Annotated in this window: 26 protein-coding genes; 15 read left to right on the top strand and 11 right to left on the bottom strand. The window is 50.7% G+C overall.

The genetic code is table 11. The annotated features are described in order from the left end of the window. Position 1 precedes the first annotated feature (1 nt). Entirely contained in the window at positions 2–1,342 is a 1,341-nt protein-coding gene (locus N8M53_RS03435; RefSeq protein WP_108743429.1) for a Na(+)-translocating NADH-quinone reductase subunit A, read from the bottom strand. Positions 1,343–1,761: 419 nt separating this feature from the next. Next, positions 1,762–2,073: a transcriptional regulator BolA gene (gene bolA / locus N8M53_RS03430; RefSeq protein ID WP_077578618.1), complete on the bottom strand. Its 312-nt coding sequence runs from the start codon at positions 2,071–2,073 to the stop codon at positions 1,762–1,764. Between the two features lie 175 nt (positions 2,074–2,248). Between bolA and N8M53_RS03425 the strand changes: the two genes are divergently transcribed. From N8M53_RS03425 to N8M53_RS03395, 7 genes are all read left to right on the top strand, one after another. Next, positions 2,249–3,391, top strand: a complete 1,143-nt coding sequence (locus tag N8M53_RS03425; protein WP_269579494.1) for a methyltransferase — start codon at positions 2,249–2,251, stop codon at positions 3,389–3,391. A gap of 19 nt (positions 3,392–3,410) precedes the next feature. Continuing rightward, positions 3,411–3,980, top strand: a complete 570-nt coding sequence (locus N8M53_RS03420) for a YajG family lipoprotein (protein WP_046073758.1) — start codon at positions 3,411–3,413, stop codon at positions 3,978–3,980. A gap of 2 nt (positions 3,981–3,982) precedes the next feature. Then, complete coding sequence (locus tag N8M53_RS03415) at positions 3,983–4,543, top strand: peptidylprolyl isomerase (protein ID WP_269579493.1); 561 nt, start codon at positions 3,983–3,985, stop codon at positions 4,541–4,543. A gap of 22 nt (positions 4,544–4,565) precedes the next feature. Next, entirely contained in the window at positions 4,566–5,960 is a 1,395-nt protein-coding gene (locus tag N8M53_RS03410) for an AmpG family muropeptide MFS transporter (protein ID WP_077578621.1), read from the top strand. Between the two features lie 221 nt (positions 5,961–6,181). Next, positions 6,182–7,018 carry an outer membrane protein OmpK gene (locus N8M53_RS03405; protein WP_269579492.1) on the top strand — a complete coding sequence of 279 codons (837 nt, stop codon included), beginning with the start codon at positions 6,182–6,184 and terminating at the stop codon, positions 7,016–7,018. An 88-nt stretch (positions 7,019–7,106) separates the two neighbouring features. Beyond that, complete coding sequence (locus N8M53_RS03400; protein ID WP_077578622.1) at positions 7,107–7,997, top strand: 2-dehydropantoate 2-reductase; 891 nt, start codon at positions 7,107–7,109, stop codon at positions 7,995–7,997. Then, positions 7,994–8,599 (top strand): DJ-1 family glyoxalase III, encoded by a 606-nt coding sequence (locus N8M53_RS03395; protein ID WP_269579491.1) that lies wholly within the window; start codon positions 7,994–7,996, stop codon positions 8,597–8,599. Before N8M53_RS03400 ends, N8M53_RS03395 begins: the two co-directional genes overlap by 4 nt. A 69-nt stretch (positions 8,600–8,668) precedes the next feature. Here the strand turns inward: N8M53_RS03395 and thiI are convergent, their stop codons facing one another. The 3 genes from thiI to pomA all read right to left on the bottom strand — a co-directional run bounded on the left by thiI (position 8,669) and on the right by pomA (position 12,012). After that, entirely contained in the window at positions 8,669–10,117 is a 1,449-nt protein-coding gene (gene thiI / locus N8M53_RS03390; RefSeq protein WP_269579490.1) for a tRNA uracil 4-sulfurtransferase ThiI, read from the bottom strand. Between the two features lie 148 nt (positions 10,118–10,265). After that, the gene (locus tag N8M53_RS03385; RefSeq protein WP_077456988.1) at positions 10,266–11,204 is read right to left on the bottom strand and encodes a flagellar motor protein MotB; all 939 of its coding nucleotides are present in this window, start codon (positions 11,202–11,204) and stop codon (positions 10,266–10,268) included. Positions 11,205–11,250: 46 nt separating this feature from the next. Next, the gene (gene pomA, locus N8M53_RS03380; RefSeq protein WP_077771094.1) at positions 11,251–12,012 is read right to left on the bottom strand and encodes a flagellar motor protein PomA; all 762 of its coding nucleotides are present in this window, start codon (positions 12,010–12,012) and stop codon (positions 11,251–11,253) included. Positions 12,013–12,236: 224 nt separating this feature from the next. On the opposite strand from pomA, the gene xseB reads away from it, so the two are divergent. From xseB to dxs, 3 genes are read left to right on the top strand one after another with little or no spacing between them, the layout of a single operon-like run. Continuing rightward, positions 12,237–12,482: an exodeoxyribonuclease VII small subunit gene (gene xseB / locus N8M53_RS03375; RefSeq protein ID WP_069361156.1), complete on the top strand. Its 246-nt coding sequence runs from the start codon at positions 12,237–12,239 to the stop codon at positions 12,480–12,482. Further along, the gene (gene ispA, locus N8M53_RS03370; RefSeq protein WP_269579489.1) at positions 12,475–13,374 is read left to right on the top strand and encodes a (2E,6E)-farnesyl diphosphate synthase; all 900 of its coding nucleotides are present in this window, start codon (positions 12,475–12,477) and stop codon (positions 13,372–13,374) included. Before xseB ends, ispA begins: the two co-directional genes overlap by 8 nt. 27 nt (positions 13,375–13,401) lie before the next feature. Continuing rightward, positions 13,402–15,276, top strand: a complete 1,875-nt coding sequence (gene dxs / locus N8M53_RS03365; RefSeq protein WP_269579488.1) for a 1-deoxy-D-xylulose-5-phosphate synthase — start codon at positions 13,402–13,404, stop codon at positions 15,274–15,276. 112 nt (positions 15,277–15,388) lie between these two features. Here dxs and upp read toward each other — a convergent pair whose 3' ends face one another. Continuing rightward, on the bottom strand, positions 15,389–16,015 hold the full coding sequence (upp, locus tag N8M53_RS03360; protein WP_077771097.1) for a uracil phosphoribosyltransferase: 627 nt from the start codon (positions 16,013–16,015) through the stop codon (positions 15,389–15,391). Positions 16,016–16,199: 184 nt separating this feature from the next. Here upp and purM point away from each other — a divergent pair, with 184 nt between their 5' ends. Together purM and purN are read left to right on the top strand one after the other, a co-directional pair. Then, positions 16,200–17,243 (top strand): phosphoribosylformylglycinamidine cyclo-ligase, encoded by a 1,044-nt coding sequence (gene purM / locus N8M53_RS03355; RefSeq protein WP_269579487.1) that lies wholly within the window; start codon positions 16,200–16,202, stop codon positions 17,241–17,243. Further along, the gene (gene purN, locus N8M53_RS03350) at positions 17,240–17,875 is read left to right on the top strand and encodes a phosphoribosylglycinamide formyltransferase (RefSeq protein WP_269579486.1); all 636 of its coding nucleotides are present in this window, start codon (positions 17,240–17,242) and stop codon (positions 17,873–17,875) included. The genes purM and purN overlap by 4 nt, the downstream gene beginning before the upstream one ends. Before the next feature lie 44 nt (positions 17,876–17,919). On the opposite strand, the gene N8M53_RS03345 is transcribed toward purN, so the two are convergent. After that, positions 17,920–18,708, bottom strand: coding sequence for a class II glutamine amidotransferase (locus N8M53_RS03345; protein WP_269579485.1), 789 nt, complete (start codon positions 18,706–18,708; stop codon positions 17,920–17,922). 22 nt (positions 18,709–18,730) lie between these two features. After that, on the bottom strand, positions 18,731–19,309 hold the full coding sequence (lpcA, locus tag N8M53_RS03340; RefSeq protein WP_269579484.1) for a D-sedoheptulose 7-phosphate isomerase: 579 nt from the start codon (positions 19,307–19,309) through the stop codon (positions 18,731–18,733). Between the two features lie 311 nt (positions 19,310–19,620). On the opposite strand from lpcA, the gene fadE reads away from it, so the two are divergent. Beyond that, positions 19,621–22,065: an acyl-CoA dehydrogenase FadE gene (gene fadE, locus N8M53_RS03335; RefSeq protein ID WP_269579483.1), complete on the top strand. Its 2,445-nt coding sequence runs from the start codon at positions 19,621–19,623 to the stop codon at positions 22,063–22,065. Between the two features lie 97 nt (positions 22,066–22,162). Here fadE and N8M53_RS03330 read toward each other — a convergent pair whose 3' ends face one another. Both N8M53_RS03330 and dnaQ read right to left on the bottom strand, forming a co-directional pair. Next, positions 22,163–23,467 (bottom strand): TIGR03503 family protein, encoded by a 1,305-nt coding sequence (locus tag N8M53_RS03330; RefSeq protein ID WP_269579482.1) that lies wholly within the window; start codon positions 23,465–23,467, stop codon positions 22,163–22,165. Between the two features lie 8 nt (positions 23,468–23,475). Further along, positions 23,476–24,198 (bottom strand): DNA polymerase III subunit epsilon, encoded by a 723-nt coding sequence (dnaQ, locus tag N8M53_RS03325; RefSeq protein ID WP_269579481.1) that lies wholly within the window; start codon positions 24,196–24,198, stop codon positions 23,476–23,478. 51 nt (positions 24,199–24,249) lie between these two features. Between dnaQ and rnhA the strand changes: the two genes are divergently transcribed. After that, a complete protein-coding gene (gene rnhA, locus N8M53_RS03320; RefSeq protein WP_269579480.1) occupies positions 24,250–24,717 on the top strand; it encodes a ribonuclease HI in 468 nt (155 codons plus the stop codon). Between the two features lie 8 nt (positions 24,718–24,725). On the opposite strand, the gene N8M53_RS03315 is transcribed toward rnhA, so the two are convergent. Continuing rightward, positions 24,726–25,451 carry a methyltransferase domain-containing protein gene (locus N8M53_RS03315; RefSeq protein ID WP_269579479.1) on the bottom strand — a complete coding sequence of 242 codons (726 nt, stop codon included), beginning with the start codon at positions 25,449–25,451 and terminating at the stop codon, positions 24,726–24,728. A gap of 33 nt (positions 25,452–25,484) precedes the next feature. Between N8M53_RS03315 and gloB the strand changes: the two genes are divergently transcribed. Beyond that, positions 25,485–26,243, top strand: coding sequence for a hydroxyacylglutathione hydrolase (gloB, locus tag N8M53_RS03310; RefSeq protein ID WP_269579478.1), 759 nt, complete (start codon positions 25,485–25,487; stop codon positions 26,241–26,243). Positions 26,244–26,253: the final 10 nt, after the last annotated feature.

Below are 26,253 nucleotides of genomic sequence, written 5' to 3'. Positions count from 1 at the left end.
GTTACCCTTCCTTCTCAATCTTTTCTAGGCTCTCGCGGAGCATTGGTCCGTACTCGTACTTGCCTGGGCAGACAAAGGTACAAAGGGCCAAATCCTCAGGATCTAACTCCAGCGCGCCCAGCTGTTGCATGCTATCTGTATCGCCAGCACAGATATCACGCAGCAGCATTGTTGGCTCGATATCTAGTGGCATTACTCGCTCATAATTACCGATTGGTACCATGGAACGATCACTGCCGTTGGTCGAGGTGGTCAAATTGAAAAGTTGGCCTTTGAATAGGTGGCCAAGGTAGGCACGCGTCACCGAGAAGCGGTTTTTACCTGGCGACAACCAACCAAACAGCTCTTTTTCGTTGCCTTCACGCAATACAGACACTTGCAGGTGGAAGCGACCCAAATAAGCATGCGGGCCAGAGGCTTTGGTTCCCGAGAGCACAGAGCCAGAAATAACACGGCTTTCACCCGCCATTAGCTCGCCATCAGTCAACTCATCAAGATTCGCGCCTAACTGCGTGCGCACCAAGCGTGGCTTGTTAACCATCGGGCCTGCCAATGACACCACACGGTCAGTGTTGATTTCACCGGTAAGGAACAAGTGGCCAAACGCAATCACATCTTGGTAGTTCAGATGCCACACCTTTTTCTCCATGCTTGCTGAGCGCAAGTGGTGGATATGGGTGCCAACTAAGCCTGCTGGGTGAGGACCAGCGAAGACATGTTGTTCAACGTTAGGTTGCTGACTGGTGGGTAACTCAACATCCGCCTTACAGACAAACACTTTTTTGTCAGTTAAGCGGGAGAGTACATCAAGACCTGCAACGAATGCCTCTTTTTGCTCATCAATGATCACCTTCGGATCCGCGGCGAGCGGATTGGTGTCCATTGCATTTACAAAAATAGCTTCCGGCAACGCATCAATAGCGGGCGAACGGCTAAACGGGCGCGTGCGGAGCGCAGTCCACATCCCCGATTCAACCAATTGATCAACTACCGCTTGACGCTCAAGAGACGCCAGTTGCGAAGCTTCATACTTGCTGAATGTGACTTGCTCGTTACCATCGACTTCAATGACGACAGATTGAAGAACACGTTTGGCACCGCGGTTGACTTCAACCACTTTACCAGCTGCTGGAGCAGTAAATACCACACCTGGGTTTTTCTTATCTTCGAAAAGACCCTGGCCTTTTTTCACCACATCACCCACTCGCACATGCATCGTGGGGCGCATTCCAACGTACTCTTCGCCAAGCAAGGCGACTTTCTTGACAGCTGGGCCATCATTTATCACCTGAGCAGGAGTCCCAGCAATGGGGATATCCAAACCCTTTTTTATTGTAATCATACGCACTTGCACTACATTAACGGGAAAAAGAATTCTGTTATTGCGCAGTTAAAGACACGACTTTCGACTGTATGGTGGCCTGAGGGCGCACCGTCGCAACATCCTGCTAACCATAACGTTACACAAAGGTAGCCTAGGTTAGTCTTTAAGCACGGCATTCTATCACTAACCCCAGTATTGATTCTATGGGTATTGTCACTAGGGCGTGGCAATTATGCATACCTGTTCAAACAATGCTCGTTGTAAGCTCACAGTTTTACTGTTGTTTTTTTGCTCGCCTTAAGGTTACGTTCCCCGACTACACGCCCTTAGCGTTGTGTGCCAAGGGGCGCGTTGACACGATCGCCACCGATGACTTTATGTAAGAATTTGTTGCCATAACGTGAAGAATCAACACGCCTAAGCATGTTGGCTAACCATTATTTCAAACCGCCACCGCGGCATGCTGGCGAATCTGGTGCTTGCGCCTGCTCTTGCCACTCTTCTGGGGTGTAAGTATGAATAGCCAATGCATGAATATCATTGGCAAGCTCGTCCGCCAAGGTGGTATTGATAGCACGATGACGCTGTATTAAACGCTTACCTTCAAACTCATCTGACACTACGACAACCTTGAAATGACTCTCTGCGCCTTCGGGCACATTGTGCATATAGCTTTCATTGCGGACATCAAGATGAACAGGCGCAAAAGCGTGTGCCAGTTTCTCTGTAATTTGCGTTTGAATTTTCATGGCTTCCCCAACCTATTAAGGGCAAGTTGCCCAGATCTTAGTCGTTATCGATAAAATTGCGAATTCAATAGCCTGATCACGTCATCATTAATGGCATACGCACCGAGTTTGAATTGCAGTTGTGGTGTGAGTGCGACAATATACGCAGTCTGTGACCTCCGACGCAAACGCTCTCATGAAAACACAACTTGCGATTCCAGGTAGCGAATCGACCCTGACATTGCACCGCTACCCACGCCGAAAAAATGAAACGCTGCAAGCGTTTGATGCAGCAGATGAATATATGGTGGAACACGCTAGCAACTGGCCATTAAAAGACGGGGCGCGGGTTTTAGTTCTCAACGATCAATTTGGCGCCTTAAGTTGTTGGGCATGCTCGCAAGGTTATGAAGTGATTCAAATCAGCGATTCTGTCGTTTCACAGCAAGCAACCACCGCAAACCTTAAGCAAAACCAGCTGCCGCCTATCCATCAACTTTCGAGCATGGAGGCGCTACCTACCGCCCTCGATGCGGTGATGATGCGGGTGCCTAAAAGCAGTAAAATGTTAGCGTGGCAACTCCAGCAACTGGCTTCTGTAACAACGCCGGCCACACGCATCCTCGCCGGTGCCAAGGCAAAAGAGATCCATACCTCCACACTGAATCAGTTTGAGCACTGGCTTGGCACCACCACCACCTCATTGGCGAAGAAAAAAGCACGTTTGATCTTCCCCACTGCGGACGCTCCTGCACAAAAACCGAACGATCCGTGCAGCTATGTCAATGTGCCTGAATTTTCGATGCGTCTGGCTAATTGGCCAAACGTTTTTTCAGCCAAAAAACTAGATATCGCGGCTTACTTAATGCTTCCGCAAATCCCAAGCTCGAACGAAGAAAGAAAAATTCTGGATCTTGGTTGTGGCAATGGTGTGCTTGCCCTGCAGGCGGCCCGCACCAATCCTCAGGCATACATTTATGCCGTCGATGAAAGCCATATGGCCGTCGCCAGTGCGCAACACAACCTTGAAAGCCATGGTATTGACCCAAGTCGCTTTGAATGTTCAGCACGGGATTGCTTGACCGATTTTGACCACACAGATATCGATCTTGTGCTGTGCAACCCACCGTTTCATCAACAACAGACCATCACTGATCATATTGCGTGGCAAATGTTTTGTGACGCAAAACGTGTTCTGACCACGAATGGAGCGCTTTTAGTCATTGGCAACCGCCATCTCGGCTATCATACTAAGCTAAAACGTCTTTTTGGTAACGTGACTGTCGTTGCGTCAAATAAAAAATTCGTTATTCTCAAGGCAGTCAACGCCCAAATTTAACAAAAGGATGCTGAACCCCATGAAGAAACTGATTATTGCCGCCGCCGTGTTGGTCCTTGCAGGCTGCTCGACACCTCGCGAGCCACAACTAACCATTGCACCGTCCCCAGCGTCATCCAATCAGCAACAGGTCAACAACCTTCCTGTGGTGGTAAAGAGTAAGGATTTACGGACGGCTCAGTTCGTCGCGGTGATTGATAGCGGTCGCTCTAATGTCAAACCTTTACATGCCAGCCAAAACTTGCGCGTGGTTCTTGAAGACACACTTTCACGCCAGCTTTCGGCACAAGGGTTCCGCGTTGTCGCAAATGGTCCTGGCATGCTCCGCCTCGATATTCTTGACGCCTTAGTCCGTGTTAAGCACACGGTGTTTAAACACGACATGGAAGCGTCCGTGCAACTGCAGCTGGTCGCTGAATCGCCTGATGGCCGCTTTGTTAAACGTTATACCGGCAAATCAACCCAGAGTGGCGTTAGCAGCGCCTCGCCTGATGATATCGAAATGGCATTAAACAACCTGCTGGAAGCTGTCTTACAAGACATCGCCAATGATGAGCAGCTGCTTGATCACATGAAAGCGCACTTTTAATCATGAAGTTACGCGCACTTTTATGGGCACTTGCACTGGTCGTGGCGCCAGTGCAAGCTAATGTGATGGTAGCCGTTGAAACGACCCAGGGAGACTTTGTCTTGCAACTAAATGAGGACAAAGCCCCCAAGACGGTCAGCAACTTTTTACGCTACGTCGAGGATGGCAGTTACGTCGGCACCCAATTTCATCGGGTGATCCCACGTTTTGTGGTGCAAGGAGGCGGATTTGATAAAGACCTCAATCGCCGCCCATCCTATGAGCCAGTCGATAATGAGTCGCGCAATGGTCTGCGTAACAGCCGCGCCACTATCGCGATGGCCAGAACCCAAGATCCCGACTCTGCCACTCGCCAATTTTATATCAATGTCAGTGATAATGGCTTTTTAGATGCAACCCCAACTAAGCTGGGGTATACGGTGTTTGGCCGCGTCGTGGAAGGGTTTAACACTATCCAGGCCATGACCGAGCAGCCAACCGTCACTATCCCTAGCAAACGGATGCAGGATGTGCCGCAGCAACCGATTATTATTACCGCTATCAATCGTGTCTCAACCCCCTAGTCTTTAAGTAGGCCAGCTTATTATGCAGTCATCCAAGCTAAAAACGACCTTGGCGGCCTACGCCGACCGTCGCCTGCTCTTTGTTTTTTTAATGGGGTGCTGTAGTGGTTTCCCTTGGGTATTAATTGGCTCCAACTTAAATGGTTGGCTGGCCGATGAGGGGTTATCGCGCACTGCTATTGGCCTTTTTGGCTCAGTGTTCGTGCTATACGCCGTCAACTTTTTGTGGGCGCCCCTGCTTGATAGGCTTAAAATCCCGGTACTGAATGAGAAGCTCGGCCATCGCCGCAGCTGGATTGTGGTGACACAATCACTGATGCTTTTGGCCACCTTGGCCTTGTCTCGGGTTAACATGCAAGGCCTGCAAGCGATTGACCCATGGGTCACCACCCTTGTGCTTTCATCGCTGATTTTTTCTATCGCCCTCGCGTCGGCCACACAAGACATTGCCATTGATGCCTTCCGCATCGATAACTTCGCCGAGCACGAAACCGAGAAGTTTCCGCTCGCCTCGGCGATGTCAGTCATTGGTTGGTGGACAGGTTATTCCGTGCCTGGCTATATCGGCTTTATTAATGCCGATGCCATAGGGTGGAACCAAGTTTATGTGATAATGGCCGGCTTTGTCGGCTTAATGATTCTCGCGACCCTGTATGTCAAAGAGCCTGTCAGTGATCGTGAACAGCGCCAAGACAATGCCACCAAACATTATCTCAGCCAGGGCTATAGTGGCTTCCAAGCCTGGTTTGCTGTGACGGTGGTGGAACCTTTTGCCGAGTTCTTCCGTCGCAACGGCATTAATGTAGCCCTCACGCTGCTGTTGTTTGTCTTTTTGTTCAAACTGGGCGAAGCCTTTCTCGGTCGCATGTCGATCGTGTTTTACAAAGATGTCGGCTTTACCAATGAGCAAATTGGTTATTACTCCAAGCTGGTCGGCTGGGGGCTTACCGTGGTTTACACCTTGATTGGCAGCTACATTAATCTACGCTTTGGCGTGATTAAAGGGCTGTTTATTGGCGGTGTTGCCATGGCATCCAGCAACCTCATGTTCGCCTGGATTGCAATGGTCGGCCCCAACGAGCACCTGCTCCTGGGTGCCATCTTGGTGGATAACTTTACCTCGGCCTTTGCCACTATTGCATTCGTCTCTTTCTTGACCTTCTTGACCGGCCGTGCGTTTTCGGCCACCCAGTATGCACTGCTCGCGTCCTTGGGGAACCTAGGTCGCACTACGGTCGCGTCGTTCAGTGGCATGATGGTCGACTGGCTCGATAGCTGGTCAACATTTTTCGTAATAACCGCGCTAATGGTGATCCCAGGACTGGTCATGCTGATCTACATCGGTAGGCACTTTCGCCAATCACCGTCACAAAATGAAAAGCGTGCTGGACACTGCCTAAATTCCCGTCGTGACTAACCCAGAGATATCACAGTGGAGTGCAAAATTTTGCGCGCCACTGTGATTGATTCAGTAACAATGATCACATAAAACTGTCATGCAACGGTTTACAATCCGCCGCTGATCACAGCCTTTTTTTGTGTCTATGTTTATTACATTCTTTATAGTGAACTTAATCAATATACTGCGTCTATCCAATGCGCACTGCGCAACAACAAGACCCAGCAGAGGCAGTCACTATGAAAAAATCCCTACTCGCACTCGCCGTTATCGCCGCCAGCGGCGTATCCGTTGCTAACGCCGCCGATTACTCGGATGACATCTACAAAAATGATCATAAATGGCTTCAGTTTAATGCCATGTACTCGATTGATGAAAAAGTACAGTTTGGTGATGACACCGATAAAGATCATAACTATCTAGAAATGGAGTTTGGCGGCCGCAAAGGCGTGGTCGATCTCTATGGTTATGTGGATATTTTTGACTTGGCTGAAGACGACAGTGATAACAACAATAAAAAAGGTGCATCGAAAGCGTTCATGAAGTTGGCGCCGCGCTTCTCAATTGATGGCATCACCGGACAAGATTTGTCGTTTGGCCCGGTACAAGAAGTCTACTTTTCAACCCTGTTTAACTGGGGCGGTGGCGATGGTGATGTCAACAACTCGTTCTGGGGTATCGGTGCCGATGTCGAGCTGCCGTGGTTTGGTAAAGTAGGCATGAACCTTTATGGCTTGTATGACATCAATAACAAAGATTGGAACGGCTATCAGTTCTCGACTAACTGGTTTAAACCTTTCCACTTTTTCGACAACGGTAGCTTCCTGTCATACCAAGGTTATATCGATTACCAATTCGGTGCCGATGACACCTTTAAAGGCAACAATCAAGCGACCCATGGCGGTGCGATGTTTAACGGCCTGTACTGGCACTCAGACAACTACGCCCTCGGTTATGGTCTAAAAGCCTATAATGATGTTTATCTTTTTGAAGATGGTAATGCCAACAATGTTGTAGGTGCAGTCGCTGACAGCTCAGGGATTTCTCACTACCTTAGCGCGACGTATAAATTCTAATCTTATCAGCGCCGGTCCCTGCCGGCGCTGTGCTCCCCGCCTTATATTGTCTATGATACACTGGCCTTTTAACCAGTAGGCGAGTGTCATGCGGATCACCTTGATAGGCGCGGGTGCGATCGGCACCTTATGGGCAGTAAAATTAAGCCAAGCTGGCCATCACGTTCATCTTATCACCCGCGATGGCGCTGATGAGCGAACGCTGAATCTTGACGGTCACTCCCTTATCTTGCCCGCCAACCAACCAGACTTACTTCGTTGCAGTGATCTTTGGCTGGTTTGCACCAAAGCCTATGACGTGCAAGCAGCCTTAACCCCGTGCTTTACTCATCTCGAGCCGGAAACCATGGTAATGCTGATGCATAATGGGATGGGACCGCACCAATGGCTCATTGATTCCCTACCTGCCAGCCAGCCGCTGCTACTCGCAACCACCTCACAAGGGGTATTTCGTACTGAAACAGGCGAATATCAACATACGGGCCATGGCCCCACGGCGCTCGGGGCAGGTAACAAAGCCGGTGAAGCCTGTCAGTTTCTTGCGGATGTGTTGGATCATGCCTTGCCGACAGCAACCTGGCAGACCAATATCATTGAATCGCTATGGTATAAACTGGCAGTCAATAGCGTCATCAACCCGCTCACCGCTTTACACGGGATCAAAAACGGTGAGCTGCTCAAGCTTGATTATGACCCTATTATTGATGCGCTGTGTCAAGAATTAGCCACTGTGATGCGGGCGGAGCGGATCCTCGCCTCTGCCACCGAGGTGCGTCAACGTGTGGAAACGGTCGCCAAGGCAACCGCTGACAACTACTCTTCAATGAATCGCGATGTGTTTTACCGTCGCCCAACAGAGCTGGAATACATTACGGGCTATGTGCTGCAACGCGCACAGGCACACCAGATCTCAACCCCACACCACCAGCAGCTCTACCAAGCCGTTCAACAAGTAGAGAGCAATAAGGAATCATCATGAGTGATAAACGAGTCCTGATTTGTATGGCCAATGGCACAGAAGAAATGGAAGCCGTGACCGCCATCGATGTGATGAAGCGTGCCGGATTTAACGTCACCGTGGCTAGCGCCGATCCGGAAGGCGCGCTCACGCTAACTTGCTCACGTGGCGTCAAGCTAGTTTGTGACGCCGCATTGGCAACGGTCGCCGACCAGCCTTTTGACTGTGTGATCTTACCCGGTGGAATCGAGGGCGCCCAGTGCTTAGGAGAAAGCAACCTGATCACCGAGATAATCAAGCAACAGCAGAGCGACAATGCGTGGGTGGCAGCCATTTGTGCCGCACCGGCGTTGGTGCTACAACGCCATCAGCTATTCCCGCAGTCACACATGAGCTGTCACCCCAGCGTCAGCGATCAGATCCCGGAGCAGTGGTTAAGCCGTCGCCGCGTAATGACCGATTATGATCATCGTTTGATTACCAGTCAGGGCCCAGGCTCGGCGATGGAGTTCGCGATTGAAATCGTTCACGTCCTCGGCGGCAAAGCTTTGGCTTGGCAAGTGGCTGAGCCGATGATGCCCCTGCCTCAACTGCACTATGAGAAGAAGTTTACTGAAAACTAAACACCGGACATGATCGCAAACAGGCAGCCAAATGGCTGCCTGTCTTTTTACTATGGTAAGAACCTACGCCTACACCCGATACACTTTGACATTCTCAAAGCCCATATCTTTAAGATACAGCGCTTGCAAGCGACTCATCACCCCTCGCTCGCAATAGAGCAAATAGGTTTTCGTTTGGTCAAGGTCGCCAAACTGAGTCGCCAATTTAAAGAAAGGAATGTGCACGATATCGACGCCTTCAATCTCAAGAGGTTTATCTTCTTGCTCTTCTCGACTGCGGATATCCAGCACCACTGCGCCTTTCTCAACCTCATTAACCAGCTCCGCTTCCGGTGCTTTCTCTTGGCTCAAGGTCTCGATGTCTCGGATATCCATCACGGTGGCGTTGTCAACCACTTGCTCAAGCAGGCTAAAATCAAACTTGGTTTCTTCGTGTTCAAGCTTGGCTTTTTCCGCTTTCACCGTTGGCTTTTTCGAAATCACGCCACAATACTCAGGCATGGTTTTGGCGAAGTCTTCTGTGCCAATTTTACGTGCTGTTTGAATAATGTCTTCTTTGTCCCAGTTAATCAGTGGGCGCAAAATCAAGCTATCGGTGACGTTATCAATCATGCGCAGGTTGGTCAGTGTTTGACTCGACACCTGCCCTAACGCCTCGCCAGTGACTAGCGCCTGAATACCAAACCGTTTTGCCACCATGGCCGCCGCACGCATAAACATACGCTTAAGCACCACGCCCATTTGCGCGTTATCAATGTTTTCCAGGATGCTGTTGACGACTGGCTCAAAATCAATCGAAATAAACTTCACTTTGGCCGACGAGCCAAATTTATTCCAAAGGTAATGAGACACCTGCTGCACACCCGTTTCATGCGATTTGCCGCCCAGGTTAAAGAAACAGTAGTGCACTTTACTGCCGCGCTTAATGTGCAAATAACTGGAAACGCCTGAATCGAACCCGCCAGAGATCAAGCTCAATACATCTTCTTGTGTACCGAGTGGAAAGCCCCCCAAGCCTGCATGACGATGCTTCACCACGTTGAGCTTGTCGTGGTCCACTTCCATCATCACGGTGACATCCGGTTTTTTCAGTTGCACGCTGGCCGACGGGACGGCTTGGTTTAAACCACCACCGACATAGCGCTCAAGATCGATAGAAGTAAAGTCATGCTGCCCACGACGTTTAGCGCGCACACAAAAGGTCTTCCCTTCGATTTGGTGACGCACACCGGCCAACGTGAGCTCATAGATATGGTGTAAATCGTTAAACAGGGTTTGCTCAACCTCAAGCACGGTTTGCACCCCTGGTGTGTTGGTCAGCACATCCAGAACCAATTGGCGCTCGTTAGGTTGTTTTAGCGTCACCTCAATGTGATCTCGACGGTTATATACCGCCGTATTATCAGTCCGACGCTTTAAAATATTACGAATATTGCACTCGAGGATTTTAGTAAAACGCTTTCTGACTGACTCACTTTTGACGATCACCTCAGGGTGAATTTTAACGATAAACTTCATAACCGGTTCGATACAGCTGGGAACAAAGCCGCGGATTATACAATAACCAGGCTGCCGCTGAAACCGGCTATTTTGACGTCTGAAGAAAGAGGACGTGCTCGGCGATAACTTGTCTTTACCAACAATCAGTTATCGCCGAGCGGCATGACTAAGGTGCATTTTGTGGCGCATTCTCAGTAGAGATTTCATCCGAGAAGGTGGGTTTTCCTTGTATCACAGCGATCTCCACACGCCGGTTCGACGCACGGTTTTCCGGAGAATTGTTGGGCGCACGCGGCTTGGTATCTGCCAGGCCTTCCACTTTCATACGTAAATGGTTAAAGCCAGGCACTTTTTCCATCTCCTGCGCCACTGACACCGCACGCTGTGCGGAAAGGTCCCAGTTAGAACGGTAAAGCTCCGACTCCAACGGTGTGCTGTCGGTATGCCCTGAGACTTTGATTTCCCCTGGCACATCTTTTACCAATTGCGCAATTTGGCGCACCATAGGACGGAACTTAGGTTGAAGAAACGCAGAGTTTTGTGGGAAGGCCCCTTTTTCGCGGATCCTTATCACCAACTGTTGCCCTAAGTTTTCTACTTCAACCGCTCCCTCATCGATTTCGCGTTGCAACGCCTGCATCAACGCTTTTTGCAGCTGCTCAAGTTGCTGCTGCATTCGCTGCTGCTCCAATTGTGACGCCACTTGGGCGCTGGTCCCGCCTTCCTTATCTGACGTATTGCGTTGGGAGCCGCCAGACCGATCATCTTCGCCCTCTTGAAAGTCTAAGGTGCGCTGCGTCATATCAATGGTTTGCTGCATGATGACTTCAATCGGGGTCGGCTCTGGGCGACCCGGACGGAACTCTTGGGCGATTACACTGGTTCCTTTAGGAATGTCTTTCACCTCGAGCACATTTTGTACCCCGAAAGCGAACTTCATCGACCCAGCAATTTGCTTAAACTTAAGCACATCCATCTCTGAAAATGACAAAAGAAGGACGAAAAAGCACATAAGAAGCGACATCAAGTCCGCAAACGTCCCCATCCACGGCGGTAAGCCGGGAGGCGGGCATTTGCATTCCTCTTCTTCTTGCTGTTGTGCCATGAAGACTCCTTACTTCGCGCTCGCTAAGGCCAGCGCCTCAGACCGATTAATTATCGACATCAACCTCACGCTTGCCCTCATTGAGATAGTTTTTCAAAAAGCCATCAATGACGCGCGGGTTTTGTCCATCTTGAATCGCAAGCAAGCCGTCCATGATCAAACGCCGATTCAATTTTTCTTGCTCCTTACGCAGCGCCAGTTTATTGGCAATGGGCGTCGCCACCATATTGGCGAGCATTGCACCGTACATGGTGGTCAACAAAGCGACCGCCATCGCCGGCCCAATCGCCTTCGGATCATCCATATTCGACAGCATGGCTACCAGCCCAATCAAAGTCCCGATCATTCCCATCGCGGGTGCTACGTCCGCCAGAGCACTGTAAAAGCCAATACCATGGTCGTGCCGCTCTTCGGTAAGGTTAATGTCTTTATGCAATGTGGCACGGACCACATCGGCATCATGACCATCAACGAGCAAGTCCACGCCCTTTTGCATAAACGAGTTGCTCACTTCCATCTCTTCTAAGGCGAGGAAGCCACCTTTACGCGCCGCGTCGGCCATCTCAATAATTTTGGCAATCAAATCCTCTGGGTCATCGGATTTGAACATGAATGCCTTACCTGCAATTTTGAAACAGGCAAAAAACTGCCCCATGGTGTACTTGGTGAGAACCACAAATAAGCTCCCCCCGATGACGATAAGCACCGATGGCACGTCAAAGTACATGTTCATGGTGCCGCCCAACAGCATCGCCATTATTACGAATGCAAACGAGCCGATAATGCCGATGAGCGTCGCTATATCCACGTCAGTCTCCCTTCAGTTACATCAAGTCTTTGTTTTTCATTTTTTTGGGGTATTGGTTATATCGGCAACCAACCCTATAGGTTTAGCGTAAATACACAGATACCAACAAGGATAACATGCCTTTTACTGCGGTGGCGTAAAGCACACAAAAACACATCGAGTGGTTTGACCGCCTGTGGCCACTGAGTTACCGTCTAGCCTCTCTTTTCTAATTTTATGGCATCATGGCTGTGAAGAAACCAGAAAATATGACCTTTGAGGACACGCTCAAAGAGTTGGACACGATTGTTGGCGCGCTCGAATCCGGTGAGCTTCCCCTCGATACCGCGATGAAACGCTTTGAGCGTGGTATTGCACTCACTCGCCAAGGACAAAAAACCCTTGCAGACGCCGAGCAGCGCGTCGAGATCTTGCTCTCGCAAGAAGATGATGGGCCACTAACCGAGTTTTCTCCTCAAGACGATGATTAACACTGTTGTACACGATGCGCTGCGCGAAACGCAAACGCGAAGCAATCAACAGCTTGAAGCGTGGCTCGACACCTTCCCCTCGCAAGATCAAGCGCTTATCCAAGCAATGCGACATGGTTTACTCTTAGGTGGCAAGCGGATTCGTCCCTTTTTAACCTATGCCACTGGGCAGCTGTTTGGCATTGACTACGAGCAGCTCGACACGCCTGCTGTCGCGGTGGAGTGTATTCACGCGTATTCGTTAATTCATGACGATTTACCCGCCATGGACAACGACAGTTTGCGCCGCGGCCAGCCAACCTGCCATGTTGCCTTTGATGAGGCGACCGCGATCTTGGCTGGCGATGCCTTGCAAACACTCGCCTTTACCGTGCTGTCTGAAGGTCGGCTCAATCCAGCCGCCCACCCTTATCGTATAGAGATGGTGAAGACCTTGGCGGCCGCCAGTGGCGCCTCAGGCATGTGCTTGGGGCAAGCACTTGATTTAGCAGCTGAAGGGCGCGCCGTTGACCTTGAAGCGCTTAAGCGCATTCACCGCAATAAAACCGGTGCGCTGATAAAAGGCGCGGTAAAACTCGGGGCCTATGCGGCCGGCGAGACTGGCGTTAGCCACTTGCATGAGCTTGAGCGTTTTGCCGATGCGATTGGGCTCGCATTTCAAGTGCAGGACGATATTTTGGACATCACCAGTGACACGCAAACGCTAGGGAAACCGCAAGGATCAGATGTGAACGCGGATAAAAGCACTTATCCGGCACTGCTGGGGCTGGCTGGTGCGCAAGAAAAAGCCGAACTACTTTACCAAGAAGCACTACACGCCTTGGAGGCAATCCCCTACAATACCGAACAACTGGAAGTTTTTGCCCGATATATCATCGAGCGCAACAACTAGCATGATTAATAAAAGCGCCGAACCATTATGACACTGGATATATCAAAATACCCCACTCTCGCTCTTGCTGATACGCCGGAAGAATTGCGTACCTTACCACGCGATCACCTGCCGCAGCTTTGTGAAGAGTTACGGACCTACTTACTTAACACAGTCAGTCATTCAAGTGGCCATTTCGCGTCTGGGCTTGGCACGGTGGAACTGACGGTGGCGCTACACTATGTCTATAATACTCCGTTCGATCATTTGGTGTGGGATGTAGGTCATCAGGCCTATCCACACAAGATCCTGACCGGCCGACGTGAGCGCATGCAAACGATCCGGAAAAAAGACGGTTTGCATCCCTTTCCGTGGCGAGAAGAAAGCCCCTATGATGTGCTGTCTGTGGGCCACTCATCGACATCTATCAGTGCCGCCTTGGGCATGGCCATCAGCGCACAAAAAGAAGGCCAGAACCGGCGTGTGGTTAGCGTGATTGGTGATGGCGCAATCACGGCTGGCATGGCATTTGAAGCCATGAACCATGCTGGCGATATCAAACCCGATATGCTCGTGGTGCTTAACGATAACGAGATGTCGATTTCTGAAAATGTCGGCGCGCTGAACAATCATTTCGCCCAACTCCTCTCTGGCAACGTCTACACCAGCATTCGTGAAGGTGGCAAGAAAGTGCTATCAGGCGCACCGCCAATCAAGGAGCTGGTACGCCGCGCGGAAGAACACCTGAAAGGCATGGTTGTCCCTGGCACCATGTTTGAAGAGCTGGGCTTTAACTATATCGGCCCGATTGATGGCCACGATGTCGAAGAGTTGGTCAAAACCCTCAAAAACATGCGCCATTTAAAAGGGCCGCAGTTTTTACACGTGATGACCAAAAAGGGCAAAGGCTACGAGCCAGCGGAAAAAGATCCGATTGGTTACCATGCAGTGCCCAAGTTTGATCCCAGCGTACACACACTGCCTAAATCCAAGCCGACCAGCCCAACGTTTTCTAATGTGTTCGGTGATTGGCTATGCGATATGGCGGAACAAGACGACAAACTTCTCGCCATTACCCCGGCGATGCGAGAGGGCTCGGGCATGGTGCGCTTTTCTAAAGCGCACCCAGATAAATACTTTGATGTTGCCATCGCCGAGCAGCACTCGGTCACACTGGCCGCAGGCATGGCAATCGGTACTTATCACCCAGTCGTTGCCATCTATTCAACCTTCTTACAACGCGCCTATGATCAAGTCATCCACGACGTGGCGATTATGAACTTGCCGGTGCTGTTTGCCATTGATCGTGGCGGGATTGTTGGCGCAGATGGCCAAACTCACCAAGGGGCTTTTGATTTAAGCTATTTACGCTGTGTTCCCAACTTGGTGGTGATGACGCCAAGTGACGAAAACGAGTGTCGGCAAATGCTGTACACCGGCCACATTCATAACGGGCCGGCAGCGGTGCGATACCCTCGCGGCAGTGGTATCGGTGCAGAGATTGAACAGGCGATGCAAGCGATGCCGATTGGCAAAGGGGTGATTAAACGTCAGGGAACGCGGTTAGCGATGCTTAACTTTGGCACCTTGTTGCCTCACGCATTAGAAGCGGCTGAAGCGCTGGATGCCACCTTGGTTGATATGCGCTTTGCCAAACCACTGGATGAAGCATTGCTCATCGAAATGGCCAACACGCACGACTACCTCGTTACGGTAGAGGAAAACGCAATCGCCGGCGGGGCGGGCTCTGGCGTGATTGAAGCCATGATGCGTCATGGTGTTATCAAGCCAGTACTACAAATCGGCCTACCCGACCGTTTTATCTCTCAAGGCACCCAGCAAGAAATGCACGCCGAGCTTGAGTTAGATGGTCCCGGTATTAAAGGACAAATTCAGCGTTATCTCACTAAGCTGGCGCAATAGCGTCTCACGAGTCAGGCGTAACACCGTAAACACCAAAAACCCGCCTATATAAGCGGGTTTTTTCATGCTTTATCGCACGATTGAGGTCAACGCCAGCGCGATGGCGATAGCTTTATTTAGTGCCAAAGATCTTATCACCCGCATCGCCAAGACCGGGGACAATATAGCCTTTGTCATCCAGCTTTTCGTCAATCGCTGCCGTGTAAAGCTCAACATCAGGGTGTGCCTTTTTCAATGCCTCAATTCCTTCTGGAGCAGACACCAACACCAAGACTTTAATTTGCTGACAACCTTGCTCTTTGAGTAAGTCGATGGTCGCAATCATCGAGCCCCCCGTGGCCAGCATAGGGTCGACAACCAACGCCATGCGCTCATCGATATTGCTTGCCAACTTATGAAAATACGGCACAGGTTCGAGCGTTTCTTCATCGCGATACACACCGACCACACTGATGCGAGCCCCTGGCACGTGCTCAAGCACCCCATCCATCATGCCCAATCCAGCGCGCAAAATAGGCACCACGGTGACTTTTTTGCCTTTGATCTGATCGACATTAACCGGGCCGTCCCAGCCATCAATCGTCACGGTTTCTGTATCGAAGTCAGACGTCGCTTCATAAGTCAGCAGACTGCCGACTTCGGTGGCAAGCTCGCGAAACCGTTTGGTGCTAATATCTCGCTCGCGCATCAAGCCGATTTTATGTTTGACTAACGGGTGCCTTACTTCCACGACCTTCATCTTAGACTCCTTACAAAAAACAAATTCTCGGTAGTATACATGAAAGGTTTTTGCTAGCGTAGGCTCAGGGCTTGACATATCGCCCAGATTCTCACCAAACAGCTGACGCAAACGTTTTCCTTTCTCTGAATGCACTGATAGAATAGCGCCGACTTTTGACTTCCAACTCCGGCGAGGAATTGCAGTGAGCGGTAAACAATCATCTCTTAGCTATAAGGACGCTGGCGTCGATATTGACGCGGGTAACGCACTAGTCGACCGCATTAAAGGGGTAGTAAAACAAACGCACCGTCCCGAAGTCATGGGAGGCCTAGGTGGCTTTGGCGCGCTTTGTTCATTGCCAACTAAATACAAAGAACCGGTATTGGTCTCTGGTACAGACGGTGTGGGTACCAAACTACGCTTGGCACTGGATGCCAATAAACACGACACTATCGGCATCGATCTGGTTGCAATGTGCGTTAACGATCTGATCGTTCAAGGGGCTGAGCCTCTCTTTTTCCTCGACTACTACGCCACAGGTAAATTGGATGTTGACGTTGCCGCCGACGTTGTGACCGGCATTGCACAAGGCTGCCAGCAAGCAGGCTGCGCCCTTATCGGTGGTGAGACGGCAGAAATGCCGGGCATGTACAGCGGCGATGATTACGATGTGGCTGGTTTTTGTGTCGGTGTTGCTGAGAAGTCTGCAATCATTGATGGGCGCCAAGTCAGCGATGGCGACGCCTTGATTGGCCTAGCGTCGAGTGGCCCGCATTCAAACGGCTACTCACTGATCCGAAAGATCCTCGAGGTCAGTCAAGCAAATCTGAGTGACGATCTAGAAGGCCAACCACTCATCAATCACTTGTTAGCCCCGACCCGCATTTACGTCAAATCGGTATTAACGCTCCTTGAACAGACCCCGGTACACGCTATTTCTCATATCACCGGTGGCGGCTTTTGGGAGAACATCCCCCGCGTATTGCCCGCTGGAACCAAGGCAGTGATCGACAACACCAGTTGGCAATGGCCGGCTGTGTTTAACTGGCTGCAAGAAAAAGGTAACGTCAGTGACTACGAAATGCTGAGAACATTTAACTGTGGTGTGGGACTTGTGATTGCACTGCCTCAGGCTGAAGCTGAAAACGCGATTGCCCTGTTAAATCAAGCCGGCGAAACCGCCTGGCAGTTGGGTCATATTGCTCACGCGACGAGCGACGACGCACAGGTGGAGCTGAAAGCATGAAACGCATTGTCGTATTAATTTCCGGCAGCGGTTCTAATTTGCAAGCATTGATTGATAGCGTCCACCAGCAACACGCGCACATTACTGCGGTGATCGCTAACAAAGCCGATGCGTATGGTCTGACACGAGCTGAGCACGCAGGCATAACGGCTCAAGTCGTCGCCAATGCCGATTATGCTAGCCGGGAAGAGTATGATGCGGCGCTTATTAGAGCGCTGGATGCTTATCAACCCGATCTCGTGGTACTGGCGGGTTTTATGCGTATTTTAACCCCAGGTTTCGTTGCCCACTATGCGGGCCGGATGCTCAACATCCATCCGTCATTGCTTCCTAAATATACAGGGCTGCATACCCACCAGCGCGCCATTGATGCTGGCGATAGTGAGCATGGGACATCGGTGCATTTTGTCACTGAAGAGCTCGACGGCGGTCCAGTGGTACTTCAAGCTCGTGTGCCTATTTTTGAAGACGACGACGCTGAGTCTGTCGCCGCGCGCGTCCAACAACAAGAGCACAGGATCTATCCACTGGTGGTCAAATGGTTTGTCGACGGACGCCTTAAAATGACAGAAGACCGCGCCTGGCTTGACGGCCAAGCTCTTGGACCAGCAGGTTACGCCGCAGACGCATAGCCCCTCTCCTTTAAAAAAAGGCGCATTTGCGCCTTTTTTAATGACTAGGTTGCCGAGGTTTGGTTAGCGCAATACACCTCACCAAAGTGAAACACACAATATTCCCCCTCCGCCATCTTATGCCAGCGTTCGTTATTGGTTAGGGGCTGCGTGGCAATCACCGTCACCACATCATTCGGCGTGGTTTGCTCATGAAAATCGACCGTCATCTCTTGGTCGATCAGGCTAGCTTTGCCAAACGGGGCGCGACGTGTGATCCAGTGAAGATTATTGGTGCAATAAGCCATGACATAGTCGCCATCGCTAAATAGCATGTTATACACGCCCAATGCACGTAAACGGTCACAACGCGACGCAATAAAATCAAACACCTCGCACATGTTGTCTGGCTGCTGAGGGTAATGCTTGAAAAGCTCGTTCAACAGCCAACAAAAGGCTTTTTCGCTGTCCGTTTCCCCGACAGGCTTAAAGTGCCCAGTATCCAGGCTCTCAAACCCAGATAACTGGCCATTGTGGGCAAACGTCCAATAACGCCCCCAAATTTCGCGAGTGAAAGGATGTGTGTTTTCTAAGCTAATCCCACCTCGATTTGCTTGGCGAATATGGCTAACCACCGCACAACTTTTTATTGGATAACTGGTAACCAGCTCTGCGACCTTGGATTGGCTACTGGGTGCCGGATCTTTAAAGGTGCGAAACCCTTTGCCTTCATAAAAGGTGATCCCCCAGCCATCGCGATGCGGACCCGTTTTACCGCCGCGCTGAATCAAGCCAGTAAAGCTAAAACAAATATCGGTTGGGACGTTGGCACTCATGCCAAGCAGCTCGCACATTCTTTCATCTACCTCCGCGGGGTTACGCTGCCATTTCCTTTTCCACTAGCTGGATAAGAATATGGATAATTTTGATATGGACTTCCTGAATACGATCCGCATAACCAAAGTGAGGCACACGGATTTCGATATCGGCGAGACCTGCCATTTTGCCACCGTCTTTTCCCGTGAGCATAATGGTCTTCATGCCTTTTTGTTTGGCGACATCAATGGCATTGAGGATATTCCCCGAATTGCCCGATGTAGATAGCCCAAACAACACGTCGCCTTTCATACCCACCGCTTCGAGATAACGCGAGAAAACATACTCGTAGCCAAAGTCATTCGACACGCACGAAATATGGCTTGGGTCTGAAATCGCGATGGCTGGATAACCAGGACGGTTTTCTCGGTAGCGCCCAGTCAATTCTTCAGCAAAGTGCATGGCATCACAATGCGAGCCACCGTTGCCACAAGAGAGCACCTTGCCACTAGCCTTAAAGCTATCGGCCAGCAGTTTAGCGGCTTTCTCGATTTGCTCAATGTTATTGTCATCGCTTAAAAACGCTGTTAACACATCGGCAGCTTCTGTCAGCTCACCGCGAATAATATCTTGGTACATGGCACCTTCCCACTGTTAACAAATATCTGACGATCTCGCCTAACAGGCATCGCGTCACATGACTGTCAGTGTACCCGCATCGTTTTGCGGCTGTCGACTGCCGCGCCCTCCCGACAAGCGAGCCAGGTCACGTTTGCTTGAATGGCAACCTATCTTGCCAGTTACACCCGTACCAAGGTGGTGATTTTCTCACCTTGCAAGCCAAGTCACACCGTACCATTTTACAATTCGTTAATTATTTGCTTACATTGAGTGGTACGACCTCTTACCACAAACCGTAAGAGCCAACCAAACCTTAAGGAGATGACGTGATGGCAACAGGGTTATATATCGCCGCCATGCTAATACTGGCCGGTGTACTCGCATACCATCGTGCTAAGCTGCTGGTATCGACTGCCGTGCTTGCAGTCGGGCTAGTTGTAGGGACAATCATGGGCAGTGTCGGGGAGATCACTTGGTTGATCTTTGCCGTGATCGCGTTGCCGCTCAATATCGTGACATTTCGTCGCAACTGGCTCAGCAAGCCCGCTTTCAAAGCATTTAAATCCGTGATGCCGGAAATGTCAGCGACGGAAAAAGAAGCAATTGATGCGGGCACAGTCTGGTGGGAAGCGGACCTGTTCCGTGGTGCGCCGGATTGGAACAAACTGCATGACATTCCCGCCCCCACGCTGAGTGCGGAAGAACAAGCATTTTTAGATGGACCGGTCAACGAAGTCTGTCGCATGGTCGATGACTACCAAGTCACACATGAGCTGGCCGACCTGCCTGAAGATGTTTGGCAATACCTGAAAGACAACAAATTCTTCGCCATGATCATCAAAAAGCAATATGGTGGCCTAGAATTCTCTGCCTACGCGCAATCCTTGGTGCTGCAAAAACTATCAGGTGTGTCTGGCGTGCTGTCATCTACCGTGGGTGTGCCTAACTCATTAGGCCCAGGTGAATTGCTCCAGCATTATGGCACTACCGAGCAAAAAGACCATTACCTTCCTCGTTTAGCGCAAGGTAAAGAGATCCCTTGTTTTGCATTGACTAGCCCAGAAGCGGGGTCTGATGCAGGCTCGATTCCTGACTATGGTGTGGTCACCAAAGGCATGTGGCAAGGTGAAGAAGTGCTGGGGATGAAAATCACCTGGAACAAACGCTATATCACCCTCGCCCCGGTTGCGACCGTTCTTGGTCTGGCATTCAAACTGCGCGACCCTGAGCACCTGTTAGGTGATCAAGACGAGCTCGGCATTACCTGTGCGTTGATCCCAACGGATCTCGAAGGGGTTGAAATTGGCCGCCGTCACTTCCCGCTTAACGTGCCTTTCCAAAACGGCCCAACTCAAGGTAACGACGTCTTCGTACCGATGGACTTTATTATTGGTGGCCAAAAAATGGCCGGCCAAGGCTGGCGTATGCTGATGGAGTGCCTATCAATTGGTCGCGGTATTACCCTACCATCCAATACCACGGGGGGACTAAAGTCAGCCGCCCTAGCAACAGGGGCTTACGCACGCATTCGCCGTCAGTTCAAACTCCCCATTGGTAAAATGGAAGGGATTGAAGAGCCTCTCGCGCGCATTGCTGGCAATGCTTACGTGATGGATGCCGCCAGCGCGCTGACGGTGACCGGTATCGATATCGGCGAGAAGCCCTCGGTGATTTCTGCCATCGTTAAGTATCACTGTACCCACCGCAGTCAACAGGGTGTGATCGATGCGATGGACGTCGTCGGCGGCAAAGGTATCTGTCTGGGACCGAAAAACTTCCTGGGGCGTAACTATCAAGGCTCACCCATTGCGATCACGGTAGAAGGCGCCAACATCCTGACGCGCTCAATGATCATCTTCGGTCAAGGTGCGATTCGTTGTCATCCATTCGTGTTGGATGAGATTCGTGCCAGCGAAAATAGCGATCAGCAAGCCGCCCTCGCCGCATTTGACAAGGCCTTGTTTGGTCATGTTGGCTTTGTGTTTAGTAACGTTGCGCGCGCGTTCTGGCTTGGTCTTACTGATGGTCGTTTGTCAAAAGCGCCACGCAAAGACGCAACACGTCGTTATTACCAGCAGATGAACCGTTATAGTGCCGCACTCGCGCTACTTGCCGATGTCTCTATGGCAGTATTAGGCGGTAACCTCAAGCGTAAAGAGCGCCTGTCAGCACGCCTAGGTGATGTGCTGAGCCAGCTCTATCTTGCGTCAGCTACCATGAAACGCTATGCCGATGAAGGCTACCAGAAAGAGGACCTCCCTCTGGTGCATTGGGGCATGCAAGACGCCATGTACCAAGCTGAACAAGCACTGGATGGTTTTATCGCTAACTTCCCTAATAGAGTGGTTGCCGGCTTGGTACGCGTACTGGTATTCCCGCTGGGTAAAGGACGCCGTCAACCTGGGGACCGTCTCGATGGAAAACTGGCGGTGATCTTACAATCACCCAGTGCAACACGTGACCGCCTCGGTCGTGGCCAATACTTCGAGCCTGGTAATGCGATTGGTAACATTGAAAAAGCGCTGCATGATATTTTGAACGCTGAACCTATCCACAAGAAAGTCTGCGAAGGTATCGGTGAAAAACTGCCGTTTATGTTCCTTGACCAGGTTGCGGATAAAGGCTTAAGCGCCGGTGTCATTACCGAGCAAGAAGCCGAACTATTGCGAGAAGCCGAGCAAGGCCGACTTGAAACGATCAATGTGGATGACTTTGATCCGTCAGAGCTGCCTGCAGCGTCGGTCAAGGAGAGCAAGATGCATAACGCGGCCTAACCGTATTTTCTTGCATCGATAGCTTGACGTAAAAAAGAGAGGGCTTCCCTCTCTTTTTTTATTTCCCCGAATAGATGCGCTTCCTCACTCGACCGCGCTAGTCGTTTTTATCCGGTCTATCCATGTCAAGCTCACTTCCTTGAGCTTCTCCGTCGCTGTCCAATGGAGGCGCTTCCAGCTCTTGCGCTGCTTCAGCCAGTTTGCGCGCTTTGCGTTTTCGCAAGATAAACCAGGTTGCGGCCCCCATCAGCATCACCAACAGATTCCCCAACCCAATAATTAACAAGGAAGTGGTTCGAGCTTCTTCTCGCTCCCGTTGTTGGCGGCGCTTTTCCGCCGCTTCCATCATCGCTTTTTCACGCGCTTCGCGCTCTGCTTCGGCTTGTTCTAGCGCTGCGTAGTCGGTAACTGCAAAGGTTTGTTCGGGAAGCGGGAAAACTAACGGGCGTCCCGACAACTGATCGGTTGCATACAAGGTTGTTCGCCACTTGTATTGTCCAGGTGTGCTGGCATAAGGAATATCGAGTGTAATCGTTTGTTGTTTTTCCTCCGCGGTGGTTTGATACACCGTGGTTTTGCCTTCCGTATCGGTAAACTTAGCGTGAACAGAGACACTACCAGGCTCGATACTGGCCTGCTCGGACTGCACGATCAATTTGTGCGGCTCCCCATCCTCTTGGCTTTGTTTAAACGTAGCCATCAAAGGTGTCGGGTAGACCAACACTTGTTGCTCTAAAGTACGGAAAAAAATGCCATTGCCCGAGGTCACGCGTGCGCGGTATTTGCCTGGCATGACGTTAATCGGCAAAGACACGGTAAACACCCCGTCATTCGGTGCTTCATCAAGCCCCGAGCCGTCGTCACTAAATTGCCCCAATGCTTTGGGCTGTGGACGCTGATCAGGGTTAAGCGACTCCGGATCTTCGACGAACTCAGTGAAGTGTACGGTCAAATCAACACGCTCAATGAAGTCACGCAAGTTAAGTGGCTTATCCCCCAGCATGAGCTGTGCGGTAAACTTCACCGCCTCGCCTTGATAAAGACGACTGGGTAAGTCTTCAACCTGCATACGCAAATCGCTTAGAACACGGACTTTGTTGTCAGGGCTGACTCGGCCAATCGCTTGCCATGGTCCTGGCATGGGGTCGGTAATCGACACGATATCCATGTCTGATTCTTGGTGCCAAGATACTTTCTCTGGGTGGCGCCATGCATAATACTTGGTGCCGTCCGGACGTACCAACACGACCGGCATGCTTGGCTTTTCGCGATAAATCACGAAGGCCGCACGCTCAATGGTTGGATCAACACGGAAGCGATTTTCCAGCAGACGAATTTCTTGCTCGTTAGCGTGTGCCAACAAGGGAAAACAAACACACACCGCCCACCATCGCTTCTTCATGCATTCTCCTACTGCCGCCAAAGACAGCTACCATTTTGCTCGATAAAGTCTAAACGCGCTTCATGCGCACTCATTTCATCGGCCGATGCGGGAATAACCTTTAGCGATTTCTGACGCTTAACGGTTCTTGGTGCCATTGGACTCGCATTATCCGTATCAGTACCGGCATTAAACGACAGGTTAGTTTGTCCCCCTGTCATTAATAGGTAAACGTCAGCGAGGATCTCCGCATCCAACAATGCGCCGTGAAGCGTTCGCCGAGAGTTATCAATACCGTAGCGATCGCACAACACATCAAGGTTGTTACGCTTTCCAGGGAAGATTTTCTTCGCCATCGCTAAGGTGTCTGTGATGGTGCAAAGCTCAGTGGTTTGCAGTGAGACACCTAGGTTTTTGAATTCATAATCCATAAACCCCACATCAAAGGGCGCGTTATGAGCGATCAACTCCGCCCCTTGAATAAAATCGACAAAGGCTTGATGGATTTGCGCGTATTGCGGCTTGTCGGCCAAAAAGGCATCGGTGATACCGTGCACCGCAATCGCCTCAGGGTCGATAGCACGAGTGGGCTTTATATAGGCATGAAAGTGCCGCCCCGTGAGCTTACGGTTGATGATCTCTACCGCGCCGATTTCAATAATATTGTGGCCTTGGTAATGCGGCCCCCCTTCGCGGTTCATACCGGTAGTTTCGGTATCAAGCACGACGAGGCGATCGTAATTCGCTTTCATGGCAATAACTGTGTCAAACTTGGCTCAGATGAATAGCTAATAGTATCAAAGATGACCAAGCAGGTAGAAATTTTCACAGACGGTTCTTGTCTCGGCAACCCAGGTCCGGGCGGGTATGGCGTGGTGATGCGCTATAAACAACATGAAAAAACCTTGAGTGCCGGTTTCACCCTCACCACCAACAATCGCATGGAGCTAATGGCCGCCATTGTCGGCTTAAATGCGCTCAATACAAGCTGTAACGTGGTTCTCACCACAGACAGCCAGTACGTTCGACAAGGGATCACCCAATGGATCCATAATTGGAAAAAACGCCAATGGAAGACGGCGGACAAGAAACCGGTGAAAAATGCCGATCTGTGGCAACAGCTTGATCAAGCGGCATCTAAGCATCAAATCACGTGGAACTGGGTAAAAGGCCACGCTGGGCACCCGGAAAATGAGCGTTGTGACGAGCTCGCGCGCGACGCCGCCAACCACCCTACAAACACCGATGAAGGCTACCAGCCTGTAGACTAATCCAATTTTTAACCGCCGTTGGGAACAACCCCGCCCAGCGGTGAGACAGCTTGCTTGAGTTTCCAACGAGGCTTAATCGGTTTTAACGGGTAGCTACGCTTACGGGCAATAATCAAATAAATGGCGCCGAGCGCTGGTGTCACCATACTGGCGCTACTCTCTATCCAAGCATGGCGAGCGCTGGGTCGATGAGTCGGCCATAGTCCCATTTGGTGCGCCTCAACCACCTCATAATTCATCACACTCAACCAATCTTTAACGCGAAGAGGTGAAAACATACGTCCCGACCACGGGAGCCGTTGATGCCTGCCACGTAGAAACTTTTTTACGCCCAATAAGCTTGTGGGATTAACACCCGATATAATCAAGCAACCGTCATCAATCATCACGCGATCAATCTCTCGCAATAAACGGTGCGGATCATCGCTATAATCAAGTTGGTGCGCTAATACACACGCATCAAAAGATTTCTCGATAAATGGCAAGGCATAGTGTGTCGCGGTCACATTGCGCATTGGGTTATGTTGGTCGACACAGACTTGGTGTTGAATGTTACACTGTTCACTGACTAGCTCGCAGCTTAAGCCGCCCAATTTCAGCAAGTGGTAGCCAAATAAGGTCGGCAGCCATTCATCCAGCCGAGTTTGCAATTGGGTGCGCGCCCAATCACCGTAAGCAACTTGGTCCCACGTATAGGGATAGTCAAACTGATGTTCTATGCGCGCTGGTTTCATTGATTAAGGCTCATTCTATCGCTGGAGAACCCAATGCTTCATGTAAAAAGCATACCTGCATTTAACGATAATTACATATGGCTCATTATTAGTGAAGATAATCGCTGCGCCGTGGTCGATCCAGGTGAGGCAAGTCAGGTTATTGACTACCTCAAAGCGAATTCATTGACTTTATCGTGCATTCTTATCACGCACCACCATTGGGATCACACCAATGGTATTGACGATCTTGTACGCTATGCGCCAAGCGCGAAAGTGATCGGCCCCGATGTTCAACCTATCCCGCGACTGACGATGGCTGTCAGCGACGGTGACCAAATTGATGTCTTTGACCACCGCTTTCTCGTGGTCGGCGTCGAAGGACACACAGACGATCATATTGCCTTTGTCGGAGACGGTAAGCTGTTCTGTGGCGATGCGTTATTTTCAGCCGGTTGTGGCCGTTTACTCGGTGGCACCGCTGAGCAATCGCTTAACTCATTGAAAAAAATGGCATCATTACCCATTGAAACGCAAGTATATTGCGCCCATGAGTATACCGCCGCCAATGTCGCGTTTGCGCTGACTGTAGAGCCTGAAAACGACGCATTACATCTATACCGGGAAGAAGTGAACCGCTTACGCGCCCAAGGTAAGCAAACACTCCCCAGCACTATTGAGCGAGAAAAGCGTATTAATCCGTTTTTGCGAACCCAAGAACCGACAGTCATTCAAGCGGTCGCTGGTCGCACCACAGCCGACGATGAGCTTGCCGTTTTCCGTGCGCTGCGTCAGTGGAAGGACGAATTTTGAGCTGAGTCTC

This window comes from Salinivibrio kushneri (genome assembly GCF_027286325.1).
GTDB lineage: Bacteria > Pseudomonadota > Gammaproteobacteria > Enterobacterales > Vibrionaceae > Salinivibrio > Salinivibrio kushneri_A.
Note: the sequence above shows the minus strand (reverse complement) of the source record. Positions and strands in the feature narration are given on the sequence as shown.